The organism is Nocardioides sp. Root190 (genome assembly GCF_001428565.1).
Taxonomy (GTDB): Bacteria; Actinomycetota; Actinomycetes; order Propionibacteriales; family Nocardioidaceae; genus Nocardioides.
The window spans coordinates 124,424-140,877 of sequence record NZ_LMIA01000008.1; the positions used below are offsets into that span (position 1 = coordinate 124,424).

Below are 16,454 nucleotides of genomic sequence, written 5' to 3' on the forward strand. Positions count from 1 at the left end.
CATGAAGGTCCTCGTCACCGGCGGTGCCGGCTATCTCGGTTCGATCACCGCGAAGGCGCTCGAGCAGGCCGGCCACACGCCGGTCATCCTCGACTCGCTGCTGGTCGGCCCGCGGCAGTACGCCGCCGGCCGGATCTTCTACGAGGGCGACATCGCCGACCGGGAGCTGCTGCAGCGCATCGTCGCGGAGCACCCGGACCTGCACGCCACGATCCACATGGCGGCGCGGATCGTGGTGCCCGAGTCGGTCGAGCAGCCCTACGGCTACTACCGCGACAACGTCACGAAGTCGCTGGAGATGTTCGACGAGCTCACCGCGCTCGGCAAGCCGCGGATCATCTTCTCCTCCACCGCCTCGCTCTACGCGCTGAAGCCGGACTTCGAGGTGTCCGAGGGCGACCCGGTGGAGCCGACGTCGCCGTACGCCCGCACCAAGCGGATGATGGAGATGGTGCTGGAGGACCTGGCTCGCGCGAGCGACCTGCGCGCCGTGATCCTGCGCTACTTCAACCCGATCGGTGCCGACCCGGACCTGGCGTCCGGCTACCACCTGCGCGACGCGACGCACGTCGTCCCCCTCATGGCGCAGACGGCGTTGGGCTTCCGCGACACCTTCACCATCACCGGCACCGACCACCCGACCCGGGACGGCACGGGCATCCGCGACTACATCCACGTCTGGGACCTCGCCCGCGCCCACGTCCGTGCGGTGGAGGAGTTCGACTCGGTGCTGTCCAAGGTCGGCGAGCCGTACACCTACATCAACCTCGGCGGCGGCGACGGCGTGACCGTGCGCGAGCTCCTCGCCGCGGTCGAGCGGGTCGTCGGCAAGCCGGTGCCGGTCACCGAGGCGCCGCCGCGTCCGGGGGACGCCGCCGGTGCCTTCGCGAACGCCGACAAGGCCGCCGAGCTGCTGAACTGGCGCACCGAGCTGACCCTCGACGAGGCCATCGCCTCCGCCCTGGCGTGGGGGGAGAAGCGGAAGGCCGTCCTGGGGTACGAGTGAGCTCACCGCGCGCGGTCGCACTCGTGGCGCTGGCCGCTCTCGCGGCGGGCTGCTCGAGCGACGGTGGCGGTGAGGCGGCCGGTCCCGGCGAGCCCACCTCCTCGTCCGTGCCGCAGCCGAGCCCGTCGGTCAGCGCGGCCGCGCTGCCCCTGGCCGGCAAGGTGGTCGTGCTGGACCCCGGTCACCAGCTGGGCAACCGGCGCCACGGCGCCGAGATCGGGGCGCCGGTCGATGCGGGCGGCTTCGACAAGGAGTGCAACACCACCGGCACCGCGACGTCGTCGGGCTACCCGGAGGCGACCTTCACCTGGCGGGTCGCCGAGGCCACCCGTCGGATCCTGCGGCGGCTGGGCGCGCGGGTGCTGCTCACCCGGAGCTCGAACTCCGACGACGAGTGGGGGCCGTGCGTGGACGAGCGTGGCCGGATGGGCAACCCCACGGAGCCCGGACCGGCTGCCGACCTGCGGATCAGCATCCATGCCGACGGTGTCCTCGCTGACGGGGCGGTCGGTTTCCACGTGATCCGGCCGGGCGAGCTCGTCGGGTGGACCGACGACATCGAGCGGCCCTCACGGCGCCTGGCGCGGGTGCTGCGCGATGCCCTGGTCGCGGAGGGCTTCGGCCCGGCGACCTACCGCGGTGAGCGCGGCATCGACGTACGCCGCGACCTGGGGACGCTCAACCTGTCCGACGTCCCGGCGGTGATGGCCGAGCTCGGCAACATGCGCGACGGCGACGAGGCAGCGGTGATGGAGAGCGCGGCGGGGCAGCGGAGGTACGCGCGAGCGATCGCGGCCGCCGTGCGCGCCTACCTGCGGGCCTGAGCCACGCACCTCTGCGCAGCGTCAACCGAACGGCAACGTGTGCCGTCCGTTCGACATCGGCCGCTGCTCGGTGAGCGCGGCCGGCATCAGCGGAGCCGCACTGAGCGGTCGCTTCCGACGCTTGCGGCGCCGGCTGTGCCGTTCGATGTGAGGGCATCGACGCGGCCCGTGCTTGAGCAGGCAACGGACCTTGCGTCGCCAACGTTTGACAGTCATTCGAACTCCAGAGGGTGGGAGCGCCCACAGAATTCCCGAGACCTTTCGACCGTAGCACCGGATTCGCTACTGGTGGGTAAAGAACCCTTGGCAAGTACGGGAGATTTCCGGCGGGTAGGTTGACGGACATGGGTATCCGCGCCGCCCACTGGGACGACTGGACCCTCGAGGGACTGCTGGGGACGAAGAGGTCGTTGGGGCAACGCGTCAGCCTCGTCGTCCCGGCCCGCAACGAGGCCGCGACCGTCGGCGCGGTCGTCGAGCGGGTCCGCGAGGCCCTGATGGACACCGTCGCGCTGGTCGACGAGGTCGTCGTCATCGACAGCGACTCCGAGGACGACACCTTCGCCGTCGCCGCCTCGGCCGGAGCGCGGGTGCATCGCTCCGCCGAGATCCGTCCGGACCTGGGCACTCACCCGGGCAAGGGCGAGGCGATGTGGAAGTCGCTCTTCGTGACCTCCGGAGACCTCGTCGTCTTCATGGACGCCGACCTGCACGACTGGGACACCCACTTCGTGCCCGGGCTGCTCGGTCCGCTCCTGTCCGACCCGGACGTGCAGCTGGTCAAGGGGTTCTACGACCGCCCCGGCGCCGACGGCCCGCTCGAGGGCGGCCGCGTCACCGAGCTCGTCGCCCGGCCCCTCATCTCCCTCCTCTTTCCTGAGCTGGCGCCGCTCGTCCAGCCGCTCGCCGGGGAGTGGGCCGTGCGGAGGTCCTGGTTCGCAGGCCTGTCCGTGCCGACCGGGTACGCCGTGGAGCTGGCCGCGCTCGTCGACACGGTCCGGGCCGGCGGACCCGACGCGATCGCACAGGTCGACCTCGGCGCCCGGGCGCACCGGCACCAGGCGTTGCGCGACCTCGGGGGGATGGCGACCCAGATCCTCGCGGCCGCACTCACCCGGGTGGGGGTGGAGCACGCCGCAGGTGGGGGAGCCGCTCGTGAGACCGTGCTGCGGCAGTACCTGCGCGGACTCGAGCCCGTCGAGCGCGTCGTACCCGTGATCGAACGACCGCCTGCGGAGGCCTGGCTGTGACCCTGGAACTCGGCCGGCACTCGTTCGGCGACGACGAGGCGCTGATGATGGCCATCGTCAACCGCACGCCCGACTCCTTCTTCGACAAGGGCGCCACCTGGGCCGAGGACGCGGCCTTCGCCCGCGTCGCCGAGGTCGTCGAGCAGGGCGCCGAGATCGTCGACATCGGCGGGATCAAGGCAGCGCCCGGGGTCGAGATCTCGGCCGCCGAGGAGAAGTCGCGCGTCGTCGACTTCGTCGCCCGGGTCCGCGAGACCTGGCCGGCGCTGGTGATCTCCGTCGACACCTGGCGGGCCGAGGTGGGCGATGCCGTGTGCGCTGTCGGCGCCGACGTCCTCAACGACGCCTGGGGCGGCGCGGACCCGGAGCTGGTGGACGTGGCCGCGGCCCGTGGCGCCGCGATCATCTGCACCCACACCGGCGGCGTCACGCCCCGCACCCGTCCCTACCGGATCGACTACGACGACCAGGGCGGCGTGGTCGCGGCCGCGATCACCGACACGCTCGCCTACGCGGAGCGGGCGCTGGCAGCAGGTGTCGCACGGGAGTCGATCGTGATCGACCCGGCCCACGACTTCGGCAAGAACACCTTCCACTCCCTCGAGGTGACCCGCCGGATCGGGGAGATGGTCGCGACCGGGTGGCCGGTCCTGGTGTCGCTGTCCAACAAGGACTTCGTCGGCGAGACTCTCGGCCTCGAGGTGGGTGAGCGACTCGTCGGTACCCTCGCCGCCACCTCGGTCTGCGCCCTCGCCGGCGCCCGCATCTACCGCGTCCACCAGGTGGTGGAGACGCGGCAGACCGTCGACATGGTGTGGTCCATCGCAGGCCGACGCCCGCCGCTGCGCGCGATTCGGGGCCTCCAGTGAGCGGCGTGCGTACCGCACTGGTGCCGGGCGTGCTGGCCCTGCTTCCGTCGTACTCCTCGCTCGAGGACCCGGTCGCCGCGCTCCGCTCGGCCTGTCTCGACGCCGTCGCCCGGCTCGGGCCGCGGATCCGGGTGGTCGCCTCGGGAGCCACCGGCGGATCCGGCGCGAAGGTCGGGGCCGCCCTGGTCGCGGCGGTCGGCGCCGTCGTCGTCGAGGACGGCGAGACCGGGGTGCTGGTGGTCGGCAACGGCTCGGCCACCCGCACCGAGAAGGCGCCCGGCCACCTCGACGAGCGCGCGGCGGACTTCGACGCCGCCCTGCGCGTCTCCTTCGACGGGATCGACGCGGCACTCGCCGCCGACCTGTGGGCCGACGCCGACCGACTGGGCGGGCTCCCGTCGCTCGCCGAGGCCGAGGTCGTGTACGACGACGCGCCCTTCGGTGTGCAGTACTGGGTCGCCGTCTGGGGCTGATCGGCCACACTGGGCGCATGGCTCTCAACGGTGCCCAGCGTCCCGCCTGGCAGGTGGCTGCCGCAGCGACGGCCGGCTTCGTCGCCCTGCTCTGGGTGATCGAGGTCGTCGACGTCGCCGCGTCGCACCGGCTCGACGGCTGGGGCATCCAGCCCCGCAGCGGCGAGGGCCTGTTCGGGATCCTCGCGGCACCGCTCCTGCACGGCGGCTGGGACCACCTCGTGGCCAACACCGTCCCGGCGCTGGTGCTCGGCTTTCTCACCCTCGTCACCGGCCTCGCCCGCGGACTGGCCGCGACCGCGATCATCTGGGTGGCCGGTGGCCTGGCCGTCTGGCTGCTCGCCGGCGGCAACTCGGTGCACATCGGTGCATCCGGCCTGGTCTTCGGCTGGATCACCTACCTCGTCGTCCAGGGCTTCGTGGACCGCAAGCCCTGGGAGATCGTGATCGGCGTGGTCGTCCTGCTGGTCTACGGCAGCGTCCTGTGGGGCGTGCTCCCGGGCCAGCCGGGCGTCTCGTGGCAGGGCCACCTGTTCGGTGCCGTCGCGGGGGTGCTGGCCGCGGTGCTCGTGAGTGAGCGCCGGCCGTTCCGCTCGGGTGCTCGCGCGGGCACCCGCTCCGGCATCCGGTGAAGGACCTGCGCTGGCCGGCCCTCTGGGTCGGCCTCTGGGTGCTGCTCATCGGTGTCGTCGTCGTGCTCTCCCTGGGTTCCCCGCCGGAGTCGCCGGGCGTCCCGGCCGGTGACAAGTGGCAGCACCTCACGGCGTACTTCGTGCTGGCGGCGCTCGCCGTCCAGGTGTTCCTCCCGGGGGAGCCGGTGCTGCGGGCTGCCGTGGCGTTGGTCGTCGTCGGGATCGGGCTCGAGGTCGCCCAGGGCACGCTGACCGACGACCGGATGATGGACTGGCGCGACGCGATCGCCAACGCCGCTGGCGTGGGGCTGGGTCTCCTCACCAGTCGGACTCCGGTGCGGGACGTGCTGCTGCGCGCCGTACCCTCGGGCCGTGACTGACGACCTGCTGATCGACCGTGACCGCCTCGGATCCGGGGTGCTCGAGGTGACGTTCAACCGGCCCGAGCGCCGCAACGCGTTCACCAAGGCGATGTACGACGAGCTGGGCCGGCTGTGGGAGCAGACCGCGCAGGACCCCTCGGTCCGCGTCGTCGTGCTGCGCGGCGCGGGCGGGAAGGCCTTCGCAGCGGGCAACGAGATCAGCGACTTCGTCGAGGCCGATGCCGTCGAGTACGAGAACTGGATCCGCGAGATGTTCGACCGCCTCTGGTCGCTCCCGCAGGTCACCATCGCGGCCGTGGACGGGGTCTGCGTCGGCGGCGGCCTGGCGGTCGCGACCCACTGCGACCTGCGCGTCGCGACCGCGGGATCGCGCTTCGGCTACCCGATCGCGCGGACCCTCGGCAACGCGCTCTCGGGCACGGTCCTCTACCGCTGCCAGGCGATCTTCGGTGAGCCGCTGACCCGGGAGATGCTTCTTGCGTCGCGCCTGGTTGACGCCGATCGGGCGTACGCCGTCGGCGCGCTCACGGCCGTCGTCGCGGATGCGGCGGCGCTCGACGCCGAGATCGGCTCGCTGGTCGGCGGCATCCTGCAGGCCTCGCGGGTCACCATCGAGACGACCAAGCACCAGCTCCTCACCCGTGCCCGCCCGGCCGAGGCGTCGATCGACGGCGAGGAGGCGCTGCTGCGCGAGGTCTACACCGGACCCGACTTCAATGAGGGCCTTCGTGCCTTCCTTGCCAAGGAGAAGCCTGTCTTCGGACGCTGATCGGCACCGTCAGCGCAGGCTCGACGCCAGAGCGGCGATCTGGTCCGCGGGCGGCTCGTACCCGGGGAAGTAGCAGCCGATCCGGTCGGCGACGTGCGGTTGGCCCTCGAACCGGTGGCGGATCTCGGCCGCGCACTCCTCGGGGGTGCCGGCCACGGCGATCGTGTCGAGCATGGTGTCGTCGACGAGGGCGAACATCGAGGCGACGTCGCCGGTCTTCGAGAGCCGGTTGAGCTCGGGTTGGAGGTCTCCCCAGCCCTCGACGTCGAGGACCGGGCGATAGGCCGGCGTCGATCCGTAGAACGCGAGGAGGCGGCGTACGCCGGTGCGGGCTGCCTCGACCTCGGCGTCGGTGCGTCCCATCGCCACGATCGTCTGGGGGAAGACGGCGAAGGGCGTGTCCGTGAGCTCGCGGCGGGCCAGGCCCTCGGCGACGGCGGGCAGGGTGCGCTGGAGGAAGTGCTGGTGGGTGTGGAAGGGCATCACCAGGAGCCCGTCGGCCGCCTGGGCGGCGGTGCGGGTCATCACCGGACCGAGCGCACCGAGCAGCAGCGGCGGCGGTCCGTACGGGTTCGGGCCGGGCACGAAGGTCGGCGGCATCAGGGTGTGGGTGGTGTGCTCGCCGCGGAACTCGAGGCGGGTGCCGTCCTGCCAGGAGGTGAGGATGGCGCGGACGGCGGCGACGATCTCGGCCATCCGGGCGGCCGGCGGGGACCACCGGGCGCCGTACCTCTTCTCGATGTGCGGCTGGATCTGCGAGCCCAGCCCGAGCCGGAACCGGCCACGCGACATCAGCTGCAGGTCCCAGGCGGTGTGTGCCAGGTGCATCGGCGAGCGCGGCATCGCGATCGCGACATTGGTCATCAGGTCGGCGTCGACCTGGCCGGCGATCGCGGCGAGCGGGAGGAACACGTCGTGCGGACCCTCGAAGGTGAACAGACCGGCCGCCCCCGTCTCGCGGAGCTCCCGCGCACGCTCGAGCGCGTGGTCCGGGCGGGCGTCGAGCTGGAGATCGAGGAGCATGGGCCCATCCCAGCAGATCCGGGTCCGGGGTGGGGCGCGCACCAAGCGAATTCGGGCCTGATCGCGCGATTTCACCCCGAGAACGCTTGGTGCGCGCCCCAGGCAGACGACGCTCAGAGGTTCGGTTGCCGGTCCGGGGCGCGTTGACCGGGAGCAGGTCCACGTCTACCCTCAGGGTGCTGAGTGAACGCTCGTTTGATTATTTGAGGAGTCCGCCGTGGAACACATCGCCCTCGACGTCGAGGACGGCATCGCGACCCTGCGCTTCGCCCGTCCCGACCGGCTCAACGCCTTCACCGACACGATGGAGGTCGAGCTGATCGAGGCCCTCGACCGGATCGATGCGGACCCCGCAGTCAAGGTCGTCGTCCTCACCGGCGAGGGCCGTGCCTTCTGTGCCGGCATGGACCTCTCCGACTCCTCCGACGCCTTCACGCTCTGGCGCACCTCGGACACCGCGCCCGACGGCACCGTCTTCGACGTCGAAGGAGAGGACCTGCCGATGCGACGCGACGGCGGCGGCCGCGTGGTGCTGCGGCTCTTCGACCTCGACAAGCCGATCATCGCAGCGATCAACGGCCCCGCGGTCGGGGTCGGCGCGACCATCACGTTGCCCTGCGACGTCCGGCTCGCCTCGGAGCGGGCTCGCTTCGGCTTCGTCTTCAACCGCCGCGGGTTCGTTCCCGAGTCCTGCTCGACGTGGTTCCTCCCGCGGGTGGTGCCGATGCAGACCGCCCTCGAGTGGGTCTACACGGGCCGCGTCTTCGGCGCCGAGGAAGCCCTGGCGAAGGGCCTGGTGCGCGACGTGTACGCCGAGGACGAGCTCCTGCCGGCGGCGTACGCACTGGCCCGCGAGATCGCCGACAACACCGCGCCGGTCTCCACCACGCTCGCCCGCCGGATGATGTGGCGGATGCTCGGAGCCCCGCACCCCGTGGTGGCCCACACGGCGGAGACGGTCGGGATCAACCTGCGCGGTGTCAGCCGCGACGCCCACGACGGGATCGCGGCCTTCCTCGAGAAGCGCGACCCCGTGTTCGTCGACGAGGTGCCGCGCGACGTACCCGACGTGCTCGCCGGATTCCCCGCGCCGGAGTTCGATCCTGCTGACCTGGCTCGGTCCGTCGCGGCGACGCGGGCGGGTTCTGGCGGGTCGGGTGTGGCGGGGCTGTAACACGCTGTCCACCCGACTGCCCGACGGTTCCCGTCGGCAACACGCCGTCCCAGCGCGGTCTGGACGACGCCAACAGCGTGTTGCAGGGGCTGGCTGGCGCGCCGCTCAGCGGCGCTCGAAGGAGGGCGTGCGCTTCTCGAGGAAGGCGGCGGTCGCCTCCTTCTGGTCCCGCGTCATCGCGGTGATGACCTGCTGGCGGTTCTCGAACTCGATCCCGGCGCGCAGGCTCGGGAGCTCGAGTGCCAGCCACATGCCCTGCTTGGTGAGCTCGACCTGGCCGGGGCCGTTGCCGAGGATCAGCTCCGCCGTCTGCAGGGCCGAGTCGAGCAGGTCGTCGGGCCCGGTGATCCGGACGAGGAGCCCGATCCGGGCTGCCTCCTCGGCGTCGAAGCGGCGGCCGGTCAGCATCAGCTCGTGGGCGTTGCCGGCGCCGACGATGCGGGGGAGCAGCCAGGAGACGCCGATGTCGCAGGCGGAGTAGCCCGCGGTGATGAAGGAGACCTTGAAGATCGCAGGGGGCGCGGCGATCCGGATGTCGGCCGCGCAGACGAGCGCGAGCCCACCGCCCGCGGCAGCGCCGTTGACGGCCGCGATCACGGGCTGGGGGAGGGTGTGGAGCTTGGTGCTCAGGGCGGCGATGTCGCGCTGGCGGTCGAGGATGGCCAGCGGGTCGGCGTCAGTGAACGAGCCGTCGTCGTACCCCTGCAGGTCGAGGCCGGCACAGAACGCCCGGCCGGCGCCGGTCAGCACGACCACGCGGCAGGTCCGGTCGCTGGCGATCCGGTCGAGCTCCGTCGAGAGGGCGCGGACGAGATCGGCGTCGAGCGCGTTGAGCCGGTCCGGTCGGTTGAGCGTCAGCAGCGTGACGCCCTCGATCGGGTGGGTGACCAGCAGCGAGTCCATGGACCTTCTCCGTTCCTAAACGAGCGATCGTTCGGTATCGTAGCCCGGTGAGCACTGGTCCCGACAGCCCCACTCCCCGCGACCTCCCGCCGGGCGTCCTCCCACTCTCGGGCGAGGTCGCGCTCGTGACCGGTGCCAGCGCGGGCCTGGGTCGGCACTTCGCCCTGACCCTGGCCCGCGCGGGGGCCGCCGTCGCGGTGGCCGCGCGCCGCACCGAACGACTGGCCGACCTGGTCGCCGAGATCGAGGCCGCTGGCGGCCGTGCTGTGCCGGTCGCCCTCGACGTGACCGACCCGGTCGCGATCACGAACGCCGTCGACCTGGTCGCCGAGGCCCTGGGTACGCCGACGATCCTGGTCAACAACGCGGGCATGCCCGATGCGCAACGCGCCCACAAGATGCCGCTGGAGCTGGTGGACGCGGTCCTCGCGACCAACCTGCGCGGCCCGTGGTTGCTCTCCACCGAGGTCGCCCGCCGTCTCATCGATGCAGGACGACCGGGCCGGATCATCAACATCTCCTCGATGTCCGCCTACCACTACTCCGGCGAGGGCGCGGCGCTGTACTGCACCACCAAGGCTGCGGTGAACCGGATGACAGAGACCCTCGCCGTGGAGTGGGCCCGCTACGGCATCAACGTCAACGCCATCGCGCCCGGCGCCTTCGCCAGCGAGATGATGGACGGGATGCTCGAGCGGATGGGTGACATCGCCGCCGGGTTCCCGCGCCGCCGGATCGGCGTGCCGGAGCAGCTCGAGAGCACCCTGCTCTACCTGTCCTCGCCCGCCTCCGACGCCGTCACCGGCACGATCGTCAAGGTCGACGACGGCCAGACCCACCGCTGACCGGTTGCGGCTCAGCGCACGGTCAGGCAGCCGCTGAGCGGCCAGTCGACATCGGCGTGCGCGGCGATGGCCGCATCGATCCCCGCGGCCACGTCGTCGGGCCAGGCAGAGGTACGGCGCGCGCTGAGGTCGACGTGCACGGTGAGCAGCTCCATCGAGTAGGCGATGGTGCGCTCGGTGTCGTTGAGCAGCAGCACGTGCAGCAGCAGCCCGCGCTCCGAACGCGCGACGGCGCGCACCCGCGTGGAGACCTCTGCGCCGACGTGGACCTCGTGGAAGTAGCGCAGGTGGTGCTCGGCGCTGAAGGTCCCGAGCTTCTCGCGCTCGACCCAGTCCACGGGCACACCCCAGTCGTGCAGCGCGTTCTGGGCGCCCCAGGAGGCCATCGTGAGGTAGTGCGCGACGTTCATGTGCCCGTTGTGGTCCTCGAAGTCCGGGGGCACGGTCCGGCGCTCGTACGCCGGCAGGATCGCGCCGGCCGCGAGGACGTCGTCATAGGTGGGATAAGGCATATGACTGAAACTATCAGGGGAATGCATTGACGAATAGGGCGATTGTGTTGCAAGGTGGGCCGCGGTCGGCGTGACGGACGCGCTGCGACGAGAGAGGCGGCAACCTGACGTGTGGAGCTTCGAGAACGACCCGGACTTCCAGCCCGAGCTGGACTGGATCGACACGTTCGTCAGGGAGAAGGTGCAGCCGCTCGACTACCTCCTCGGCAGCCAGTGGGACATCCACGCGCCCGAGTTCCAGCGCCTCGTCCGTCCCCTGCAGGCCGAGGTCAAGGAGCGCGGCCTGTGGGCCTGCCACCTCGGCCCCGAGCTCGGCGGCCCCGGCTACGGCCAGCTCAAGCTGGCGCTGATGAACGAGAAGTTCGGCATGTCCCGGTTCGGCCCGATCGTGTTCGGCGCGCAGGCGCCCGACACCGGCAACTCCGAGATCCTCGCCCACTTCGGCACGCCGGAGCAGAAGAAGAAGTACCTCGAGCCGCTCCTGGCCAACGACATCGTGTCCTGCTTCTCGATGACCGAGCCGCAGGGCGGCGCCGACCCGCTGCTGTTCAAGACCCTCGCCGTGCGCGACGGTGACGAGTGGGTCATCAACGGCGAGAAGTGGTTCGCCTCCGAGGCCGAGGCCGCGGCGTTCTACATCATGATGGTCGTCACCGACCCCGAGAACTCCGACCCGTACCGCAGGGCCACGATGTTCCTCATCGACACCGACACCCCGGGCATCGAGATCGTCCGCAACTACGGCTTCTACGGCGAGGTCGAGCCGACCCACGCCCACCTCCGCCTCACCGACGTCCGGGTGCCGCACAGCGCGATCCTCGGCGAGCCCGGCGCCGCCTTCGCCATCGCACAGACCCGCCTCGGTGGCGGCCGGATGCACCACGCGATGCGCACTCTCGCGCAGGCCACCCGCGCCTTCGAGATGACCTGCGAGCGCGTCGTCTCGCGCAGCACCAAGGGCGAGCTGCTCGCCCGGAAGCAGATGGTCCAGGAGAAGATCGCCGACTCGTGGGTCCAGCTGCGCCAGTTCCGGCTGCTCGTCCTCGAGACCGCGTGGCTCGCCGACCAGGGCAACGACTGGAAGGCGATCCGCAAGAACGTCTCCGCGGTCAAGGCGATCATGCCCGGCGTCCTGAACGACATCTCCTCGCGCGCCCTGCACCTGCACGGCTCCCTGGGCCTCACGCATGACCTGCCCTTCGCGGAGTGGGTGATCAACTCCTTCCACGTCGGCCTTGCCGACGGCCCCACCGAGGTGCACAAGATGGTGGTCGCACGCGAGGTGCTCAAGGACTACAAGGCAGAGGAAGCGATGTTCCCCAGCTACATCCGCCACGAGCAGGAGCGGCACGCGCGCTCGCTGTACGGCGTCGAGGCCTAGGGGCATGACGGGGCGGAGTGATCTCGGCGTCGACCTGGACCGCCTGACGGCCTGGCTCGACGACGAGGGCATCGGTTCGGGGCCGCTCACGGACGTGCGACCTCTGGGGGGTGGCACGCAGAACGTGATGCTGCGGCTGCGGCGCGGCGAGCGGGACCTGGTGTTCCGTCGCGGCCCGCGTCACCTGCGGCCCCGGTCCAACGATGCACTGCGCCGGGAGCTGAAGGTGCTCGTGGCGCTCGACGCCACCGATGTCCCGCACCCGCGGGCGATCGCGTCCGCCGAGGCGGACGTCGAAGGCTTCGGTGGCGCGGTCTTCTACGTGATGGAGCCCGTCACGGGCTTCAACCCGGCCGTCGAGGTCCCTGCCCCGTACGACACCGACCCGGCGCTGCGGCACCGGGCCGGACTGGCCGTGGCCCGCGCGCTGGCCGGGCTCGGTGCGGTCGACCACGTGGCCGTCGGCCTGGGCGACCTGGGCCGCCCGGAGGGCTTCCTCGAACGACAGGTGCCGCGGTGGCGGGCCGAGCTGGCGTCGTACTCAGGGCACGAGGGGTACGACGGACCGCAGCTGCCCGGCATCGAGGAGCTCGGTGACTGGCTGGAGGCCAACCGGCCCGCGGAGTGGTCGCCGGGCCTGATCCACGGCGACTACCACCTCGCCAACGTGATGCTCGCGCCCGAGGGCGGCGACGTCGCGGCCATCGTCGACTGGGAGATGTGCACCGTCGGCGACCCGCTGATGGACCTCGGTGCCCTGCTCGTCACGTGGTACCGCGGCGAGGAGACCGAGGTCGTCGACGCTGCACTCGCCCGCGCCGGTGGGATCCCGACGCCGGAGGAGCTCGTGGCGGAGTACGCCGCCCACTCGGTGCGCGACGTGACGGCGATCGACTGGTACGTCGCGATGGCGGGCTTCAAGCTCGGCATCGTTCTCGAGGGCACCTACGCCCGTTCCCTGGCCGGCCTCGCCCCCCGCGAGATCGGCGAGAGCCAGCACGCCGCAACGCTCGTGCTGCTCCGCCGCGCGCGCGAGGCCGCCGGACTCTGACGACCCTTCCCTGGAGGAATCCATGAACCAGCCGCTCTCCGGCATCCGCGTCGTCGAGCTCGCCGGGATCGGTCCCGGTCCGCACGCCTGCATGATGCTGGCCGACCTGGGGGCCGAGGTGGTGCGGGTCGTGCGCCCCGGCGTCCAGGAGCCGCCCACGCCGTACACGCTGCGCGGCCGCACGATCGTCGAAGCCGACCTGAAGGACCCGTCCGACCGGGACCGCGTGCTCGAGCTGCTGGCTCGCGCCGACGTGCTCGTCGAGGGATACCGACCCGGGGTGGCCGAGAGGTTGGGCCTCGGGCCGGACGTCGTGCACGCCAGCAACCCGCGGTTGGTCTACGGACGGATGACCGGGTGGGGCCAGACCGGCCCGCTCGCCACGACGGCCGGGCACGACATCAACTACATCTCGCTGACCGGCGCGCTCCACGCGATCGGTCCGGCCGATCAGCCGCTCCCGCCGCTGAACCTCGTCGGCGACTTCGGCGGCGGCTCCATGCTGCTCGTCAACGGGATCCTCGCCGCGCTCGTCCAGCGGGCGAGCACCGGCGTCGGCCAGGTGGTCGACGCCGCGATGGTCGACGGCGTCGGCATGCTGCTCGCCGGCATCCTGGAGCTGCGCCCGATGGGCATGTGGACCGACACCCGCTTCGACAACATCCTCGATGGTGCGGCCCCGTTCTACCGGACCTATCGGTGCTCCGACGGCGGCTTCATGGCCGCGGGTGCCGTCGAGCCCCAGTTCTACGACCTGCTCGTCCGCGGCCTCGGCCTCGACCCCGCCGAGCTTCCGAGCCGCGACGAGAAGTCGAACTGGCCGGTGCTCAGCGAGCAGTTCGCGGACATCTTCGCGACGCAGCCCCGCGCCCACTGGGAGCAGGTGTACGACGGCACCGACGCGTGCGTCACCCCCGTCCTCAGCTTCACCGAAGCCCCCGCCCATCCCCAGGTCGCCGCCCGCCGTGCGCTGGTGGCCGGGGAGGGCGAGGAGGTCGTCCCCGGCGCCGCGCCGTTCCTCTCCGCCGGCTCCACCGGACCGGCCGGGCTCGCCGAGGTCGGCACGCTGGACAAGGTGCTCGCGGGGTGGATCTCGTAGGTCGCGAAGTGCGGCGTCTTCTCCCGCGAAGTGTGTGGTTTTCTCCTGCGAGGTGCGCGGGGCGACTCACCCGCACCCGTGACGAACCTGCACCACGAGTCGGGCCGATCGGCGCGACTCAGTGACCGTCGGTGCGCGCGCTGAGCAGCTTCTTCGTCTCCTCGGCGAGCTCGGCGCCGAGGAGCCCGGTGACCATGTCGACCAGCTGTGCAGTGAAGAGGGGTACGTCGATGGGCTCGCCGACGCGGGCACGTCGACCGACCTCGATGTGGGTGAACCGGATGACGGCGAAGCGGCGGTGGAGCGGGGCGCCGGTGGAGCCCTCGGGCATGAGGGCCTCGAACATCTCCGACCAGCGGTCCAGGGTGGAGAGGTGGTCGTAGATGACCGGCCCGACGGGCTCCTCGACGTTGATCCAGCGATCGGTGCGGTGGAGCAGCTCGGCGGCGATCTGGAGGAACTCCGGGCCGCCGTCATCCGAGGTGAGCTTGGCGATGAGGGGCTGGACCAGCATGGTCGCGCCGTCGCGCAGGGTCAGGTTGTCGCGGCCGGCGACCATCTCGAGGAGTGCCTCGCGGCGTACGGCGACGGTCTCCATGTGCTTGAGCACGATCGCCCGGACGAGGCCGTCGCGGTCGCCGAAGTGGTACTGCAGCGCGGTGGTGTTGCGCTGGTTGGCCTCGCGGGTGATCTCGCGGAGCGACACCCCGTCGATGCCGCGCTCGGCGAAGAGGCGCTCGGCCGCCGTGATCAGCTCGCTGGGGGCGTCGCTGCCCTCCCGGCGCCCTGAAGTGCGCGGTCGAACGGGGGCAGGTGTGCTCATGGCAGCGCAGTCTAAGCCTGAACAATCAAAGCGCGCGAACAAATGTTTCAAGTATTTGGCTCAGGGGTTGTGGCAAGTGACTTAATGTGGCTAGGGTCACGACGACAGCTCGGGGATGCGACGCGCATCACAAGGTCTCTCCATCACTTGCAAGCCGGCGCCAGGCGCCGCACCACCCAGGAAGGTCCTCACATGTTCAACTGGTCCTCACCCCGCAAGCCGCTGCTGGCCAGCATCGCCGCGGTCGCGCTCCTCTCGCTGACGGCATGTGGCGGCAGCGACGACAGCGACGCCACGGGCAAGGCCGACGCCGACGGCGTCATCACCGTCAAGCTCGGCGTCGTCGGCCCCAAGACGGGCCCCGCCTCGCTCTACTACCAGTACATGGACCAGACCTTCGAGACGTTCTCGGACGACTTCGAGGAGAAGTACGGCGTTCGCTTCGAGGTCATCGCCGAGGACGACAAGGCCTCGCCGGAGGAGACCGCACGCGCGGTCAGCACCCTGATCAACGACGAGGGCGTGCACGCGATCCTCGGCCCGCCGCTGTCCGGCAACGCGCTCCAGGTCGCCGAGACCATCCAGCGCAGCAAGGTCCCGTGGCTGCTCGCCGGCCCGAATGCCGACGAGATCATCAACTACGACCAGCAGCCGAACTGGGCCTTCCAGACCAACTTCACGAACCAGCAGATCATGGAGGTCCTCGGCCAGCGTCTGTTCGCCAACGACGCCAAGGTCGGCATCGTCTTCTCCGCGGACGGCTTCGGCCAGTCCAACGTGGACCACCTGAAGTCGTGGGCCAAGGAGAACGGCCACGAGGTCACCGTCGAGGAGAGCATCCAGCCCGGTGCCGCCGACGCCAACGCGATCATCCAGCGGATGAAGAGCTCCGGCGTCGAGTCGGTCTTCATGGGCATCACCCAGGGCGCCGACACCGCGACCGTGACCCGGGCGATCGCCCAGGCCGGTTTCGACCCGGCCACGATCATGACCACGGGCACGATCCTGACCAACTACAAGGACCTCGCCGAGCCCGAGCAGTGGGCGAACATCCAGATCGTCGACCCCCGCAACTTCCTCGAGGGCGGCGACAAGGAGGTCCTCGACGCGGTCCAGGAGGCCACCGGTGACGCTCCGGCGATCCCGACCAACAACATCTCGACCTACGCGATGCTCGACATCTACGCGCAGGCCGTGAAGGAGGTCGGCGACGCCAACGAGAAGGAGGCCGTGCGCAAGGCGATGGAGGACATCGAGACCGTCCACATCGGCGAGACGCTCACCATCGACAGCCCGTTCGCTGCCGACGACCACCGCCTCTACACCGACGACCTGTCGACCTGGTTCACCTACGGCTTCGACAAGGACTTCAACCTCGTCCTCAAGGGCACTGCCCAGGAGTGTGCTGACAAGGGCTGCTGACGCAGTCACGGTCCT

The 16,454-nt window shown here is 71.0% G+C and carries 18 protein-coding genes; 14 read left to right on the forward strand and 4 right to left on the reverse strand.

Annotation, left to right across the window (positions count from 1 at the left end):
- The first annotated feature begins 1 nt into the window (after position 1).
- The 8 genes from galE (at position 2) to ASE01_RS07060 (ending at position 6,206) form a co-directional block, all read left to right on the forward strand.
- Positions 2–1,006, forward strand: coding sequence for a UDP-glucose 4-epimerase GalE (gene galE / locus ASE01_RS07025; RefSeq protein WP_056749479.1), 1,005 nt, complete (start codon positions 2–4; stop codon positions 1,004–1,006).
- Positions 1,003–1,830 (forward strand): N-acetylmuramoyl-L-alanine amidase family protein, encoded by an 828-nt coding sequence (locus tag ASE01_RS07030; RefSeq protein ID WP_056749480.1) that lies wholly within the window; start codon positions 1,003–1,005, stop codon positions 1,828–1,830. The genes galE and ASE01_RS07030 overlap by 4 nt, the downstream gene beginning before the upstream one ends.
- A 344-nt stretch (positions 1,831–2,174) precedes the next feature.
- A complete protein-coding gene (locus ASE01_RS07035) occupies positions 2,175–3,080 on the forward strand; it encodes a glucosyl-3-phosphoglycerate synthase (protein WP_056749481.1) in 906 nt (301 codons plus the stop codon).
- Positions 3,077–3,949 (forward strand): dihydropteroate synthase, encoded by an 873-nt coding sequence (gene folP, locus ASE01_RS07040; RefSeq protein WP_200958774.1) that lies wholly within the window; start codon positions 3,077–3,079, stop codon positions 3,947–3,949. The genes ASE01_RS07035 and folP overlap by 4 nt, the downstream gene beginning before the upstream one ends.
- A 5-nt stretch (positions 3,950–3,954) precedes the next feature.
- Positions 3,955–4,422, forward strand: coding sequence for a hypothetical protein (locus ASE01_RS07045; protein WP_056750072.1), 468 nt, complete (start codon positions 3,955–3,957; stop codon positions 4,420–4,422).
- 17 nt (positions 4,423–4,439) lie between these two features.
- Positions 4,440–5,054 carry a rhomboid family intramembrane serine protease gene (locus tag ASE01_RS07050; RefSeq protein WP_056749482.1) on the forward strand — a complete coding sequence of 205 codons (615 nt, stop codon included), beginning with the start codon at positions 4,440–4,442 and terminating at the stop codon, positions 5,052–5,054.
- Positions 5,051–5,434, forward strand: a complete 384-nt coding sequence (locus ASE01_RS07055; protein WP_056749483.1) for a hypothetical protein — start codon at positions 5,051–5,053, stop codon at positions 5,432–5,434. Before ASE01_RS07050 ends, ASE01_RS07055 begins: the two co-directional genes overlap by 4 nt.
- Complete coding sequence (locus tag ASE01_RS07060; protein ID WP_056749484.1) at positions 5,427–6,206, forward strand: enoyl-CoA hydratase-related protein; 780 nt, start codon at positions 5,427–5,429, stop codon at positions 6,204–6,206. The genes ASE01_RS07055 and ASE01_RS07060 overlap by 8 nt, the downstream gene beginning before the upstream one ends.
- A 9-nt stretch (positions 6,207–6,215) precedes the next feature.
- On the opposite strand, the gene ASE01_RS07065 is transcribed toward ASE01_RS07060, so the two are convergent.
- Positions 6,216–7,229: a TIGR03617 family F420-dependent LLM class oxidoreductase gene (locus ASE01_RS07065; RefSeq protein ID WP_056749485.1), complete on the reverse strand. Its 1,014-nt coding sequence runs from the start codon at positions 7,227–7,229 to the stop codon at positions 6,216–6,218.
- Between the two features lie 217 nt (positions 7,230–7,446).
- Between ASE01_RS07065 and ASE01_RS07070 the strand changes: the two genes are divergently transcribed.
- A complete protein-coding gene (locus ASE01_RS07070; RefSeq protein WP_082605884.1) occupies positions 7,447–8,403 on the forward strand; it encodes a crotonase/enoyl-CoA hydratase family protein in 957 nt (318 codons plus the stop codon).
- A 105-nt stretch (positions 8,404–8,508) separates the two neighbouring features.
- Here the strand turns inward: ASE01_RS07070 and ASE01_RS07075 are convergent, their stop codons facing one another.
- A complete protein-coding gene (locus tag ASE01_RS07075) occupies positions 8,509–9,306 on the reverse strand; it encodes an enoyl-CoA hydratase/isomerase family protein (RefSeq protein ID WP_056749486.1) in 798 nt (265 codons plus the stop codon).
- A 47-nt stretch (positions 9,307–9,353) separates the two neighbouring features.
- Here ASE01_RS07075 and ASE01_RS07080 point away from each other — a divergent pair, with 47 nt between their 5' ends.
- Complete coding sequence (locus tag ASE01_RS07080) at positions 9,354–10,151, forward strand: SDR family NAD(P)-dependent oxidoreductase (protein WP_056749487.1); 798 nt, start codon at positions 9,354–9,356, stop codon at positions 10,149–10,151.
- A gap of 11 nt (positions 10,152–10,162) precedes the next feature.
- Here the strand turns inward: ASE01_RS07080 and ASE01_RS07085 are convergent, their stop codons facing one another.
- On the reverse strand, positions 10,163–10,663 hold the full coding sequence (locus ASE01_RS07085; protein WP_056749488.1) for a thioesterase family protein: 501 nt from the start codon (positions 10,661–10,663) through the stop codon (positions 10,163–10,165).
- 109 nt (positions 10,664–10,772) lie between these two features.
- Here ASE01_RS07085 and ASE01_RS07090 point away from each other — a divergent pair, with 109 nt between their 5' ends.
- From ASE01_RS07090 to ASE01_RS07100, 3 genes are read left to right on the forward strand one after another with little or no spacing between them, the layout of a single operon-like run.
- Positions 10,773–12,044, forward strand: a complete 1,272-nt coding sequence (locus ASE01_RS07090; protein ID WP_056749489.1) for an acyl-CoA dehydrogenase family protein — start codon at positions 10,773–10,775, stop codon at positions 12,042–12,044.
- 4 nt (positions 12,045–12,048) lie between these two features.
- Positions 12,049–13,095, forward strand: coding sequence for a phosphotransferase family protein (locus ASE01_RS07095; RefSeq protein ID WP_056749490.1), 1,047 nt, complete (start codon positions 12,049–12,051; stop codon positions 13,093–13,095).
- Positions 13,096–13,117: 22 nt separating this feature from the next.
- A complete protein-coding gene (locus ASE01_RS07100) occupies positions 13,118–14,194 on the forward strand; it encodes a CaiB/BaiF CoA transferase family protein (RefSeq protein WP_157537149.1) in 1,077 nt (358 codons plus the stop codon).
- A gap of 118 nt (positions 14,195–14,312) precedes the next feature.
- Here the strand turns inward: ASE01_RS07100 and ASE01_RS07105 are convergent, their stop codons facing one another.
- Complete coding sequence (locus ASE01_RS07105; RefSeq protein ID WP_056749491.1) at positions 14,313–15,017, reverse strand: TetR/AcrR family transcriptional regulator; 705 nt, start codon at positions 15,015–15,017, stop codon at positions 14,313–14,315.
- A gap of 192 nt (positions 15,018–15,209) precedes the next feature.
- On the opposite strand from ASE01_RS07105, the gene ASE01_RS07110 reads away from it, so the two are divergent.
- The gene (locus tag ASE01_RS07110) at positions 15,210–16,439 is read left to right on the forward strand and encodes an ABC transporter substrate-binding protein (protein WP_056749492.1); all 1,230 of its coding nucleotides are present in this window, start codon (positions 15,210–15,212) and stop codon (positions 16,437–16,439) included.
- Positions 16,440–16,454: the final 15 nt, after the last annotated feature.

Excerpts from the sequence above, each read along its gene's own strand:
- galE (WP_056749479.1), top strand. The coding sequence starts at position 2 with ATGAAGGTCCTCGTCACCGGCGGTGCCGGCTATCTCGGTTCGATCACC.
- ASE01_RS07035 (WP_056749481.1), top strand. The coding sequence starts at position 2,175 with ATGGGTATCCGCGCCGCCCACTGGGACGACTGGACCCTCGAGGGACTG.
- ASE01_RS07050 (WP_056749482.1), top strand. The coding sequence starts at position 4,440 with ATGGCTCTCAACGGTGCCCAGCGTCCCGCCTGGCAGGTGGCTGCCGCA.
- ASE01_RS07065 (WP_056749485.1), bottom strand. The coding sequence starts at position 7,229 with ATGCTCCTCGATCTCCAGCTCGACGCCCGCCCGGACCACGCGCTCGAG.
- ASE01_RS07075 (WP_056749486.1), bottom strand. The coding sequence starts at position 9,306 with ATGGACTCGCTGCTGGTCACCCACCCGATCGAGGGCGTCACGCTGCTG.
- ASE01_RS07085 (WP_056749488.1), bottom strand. The coding sequence starts at position 10,663 with ATGCCTTATCCCACCTATGACGACGTCCTCGCGGCCGGCGCGATCCTG.
- ASE01_RS07095 (WP_056749490.1), top strand. The coding sequence starts at position 12,049 with ATGACGGGGCGGAGTGATCTCGGCGTCGACCTGGACCGCCTGACGGCC.
- ASE01_RS07100 (WP_157537149.1), top strand. The coding sequence starts at position 13,118 with ATGAACCAGCCGCTCTCCGGCATCCGCGTCGTCGAGCTCGCCGGGATC.
- ASE01_RS07105 (WP_056749491.1), bottom strand. The coding sequence starts at position 15,017 with ATGAGCACACCTGCCCCCGTTCGACCGCGCACTTCAGGGCGCCGGGAG.
- ASE01_RS07110 (WP_056749492.1), top strand. The coding sequence starts at position 15,210 with ATGTTCAACTGGTCCTCACCCCGCAAGCCGCTGCTGGCCAGCATCGCC.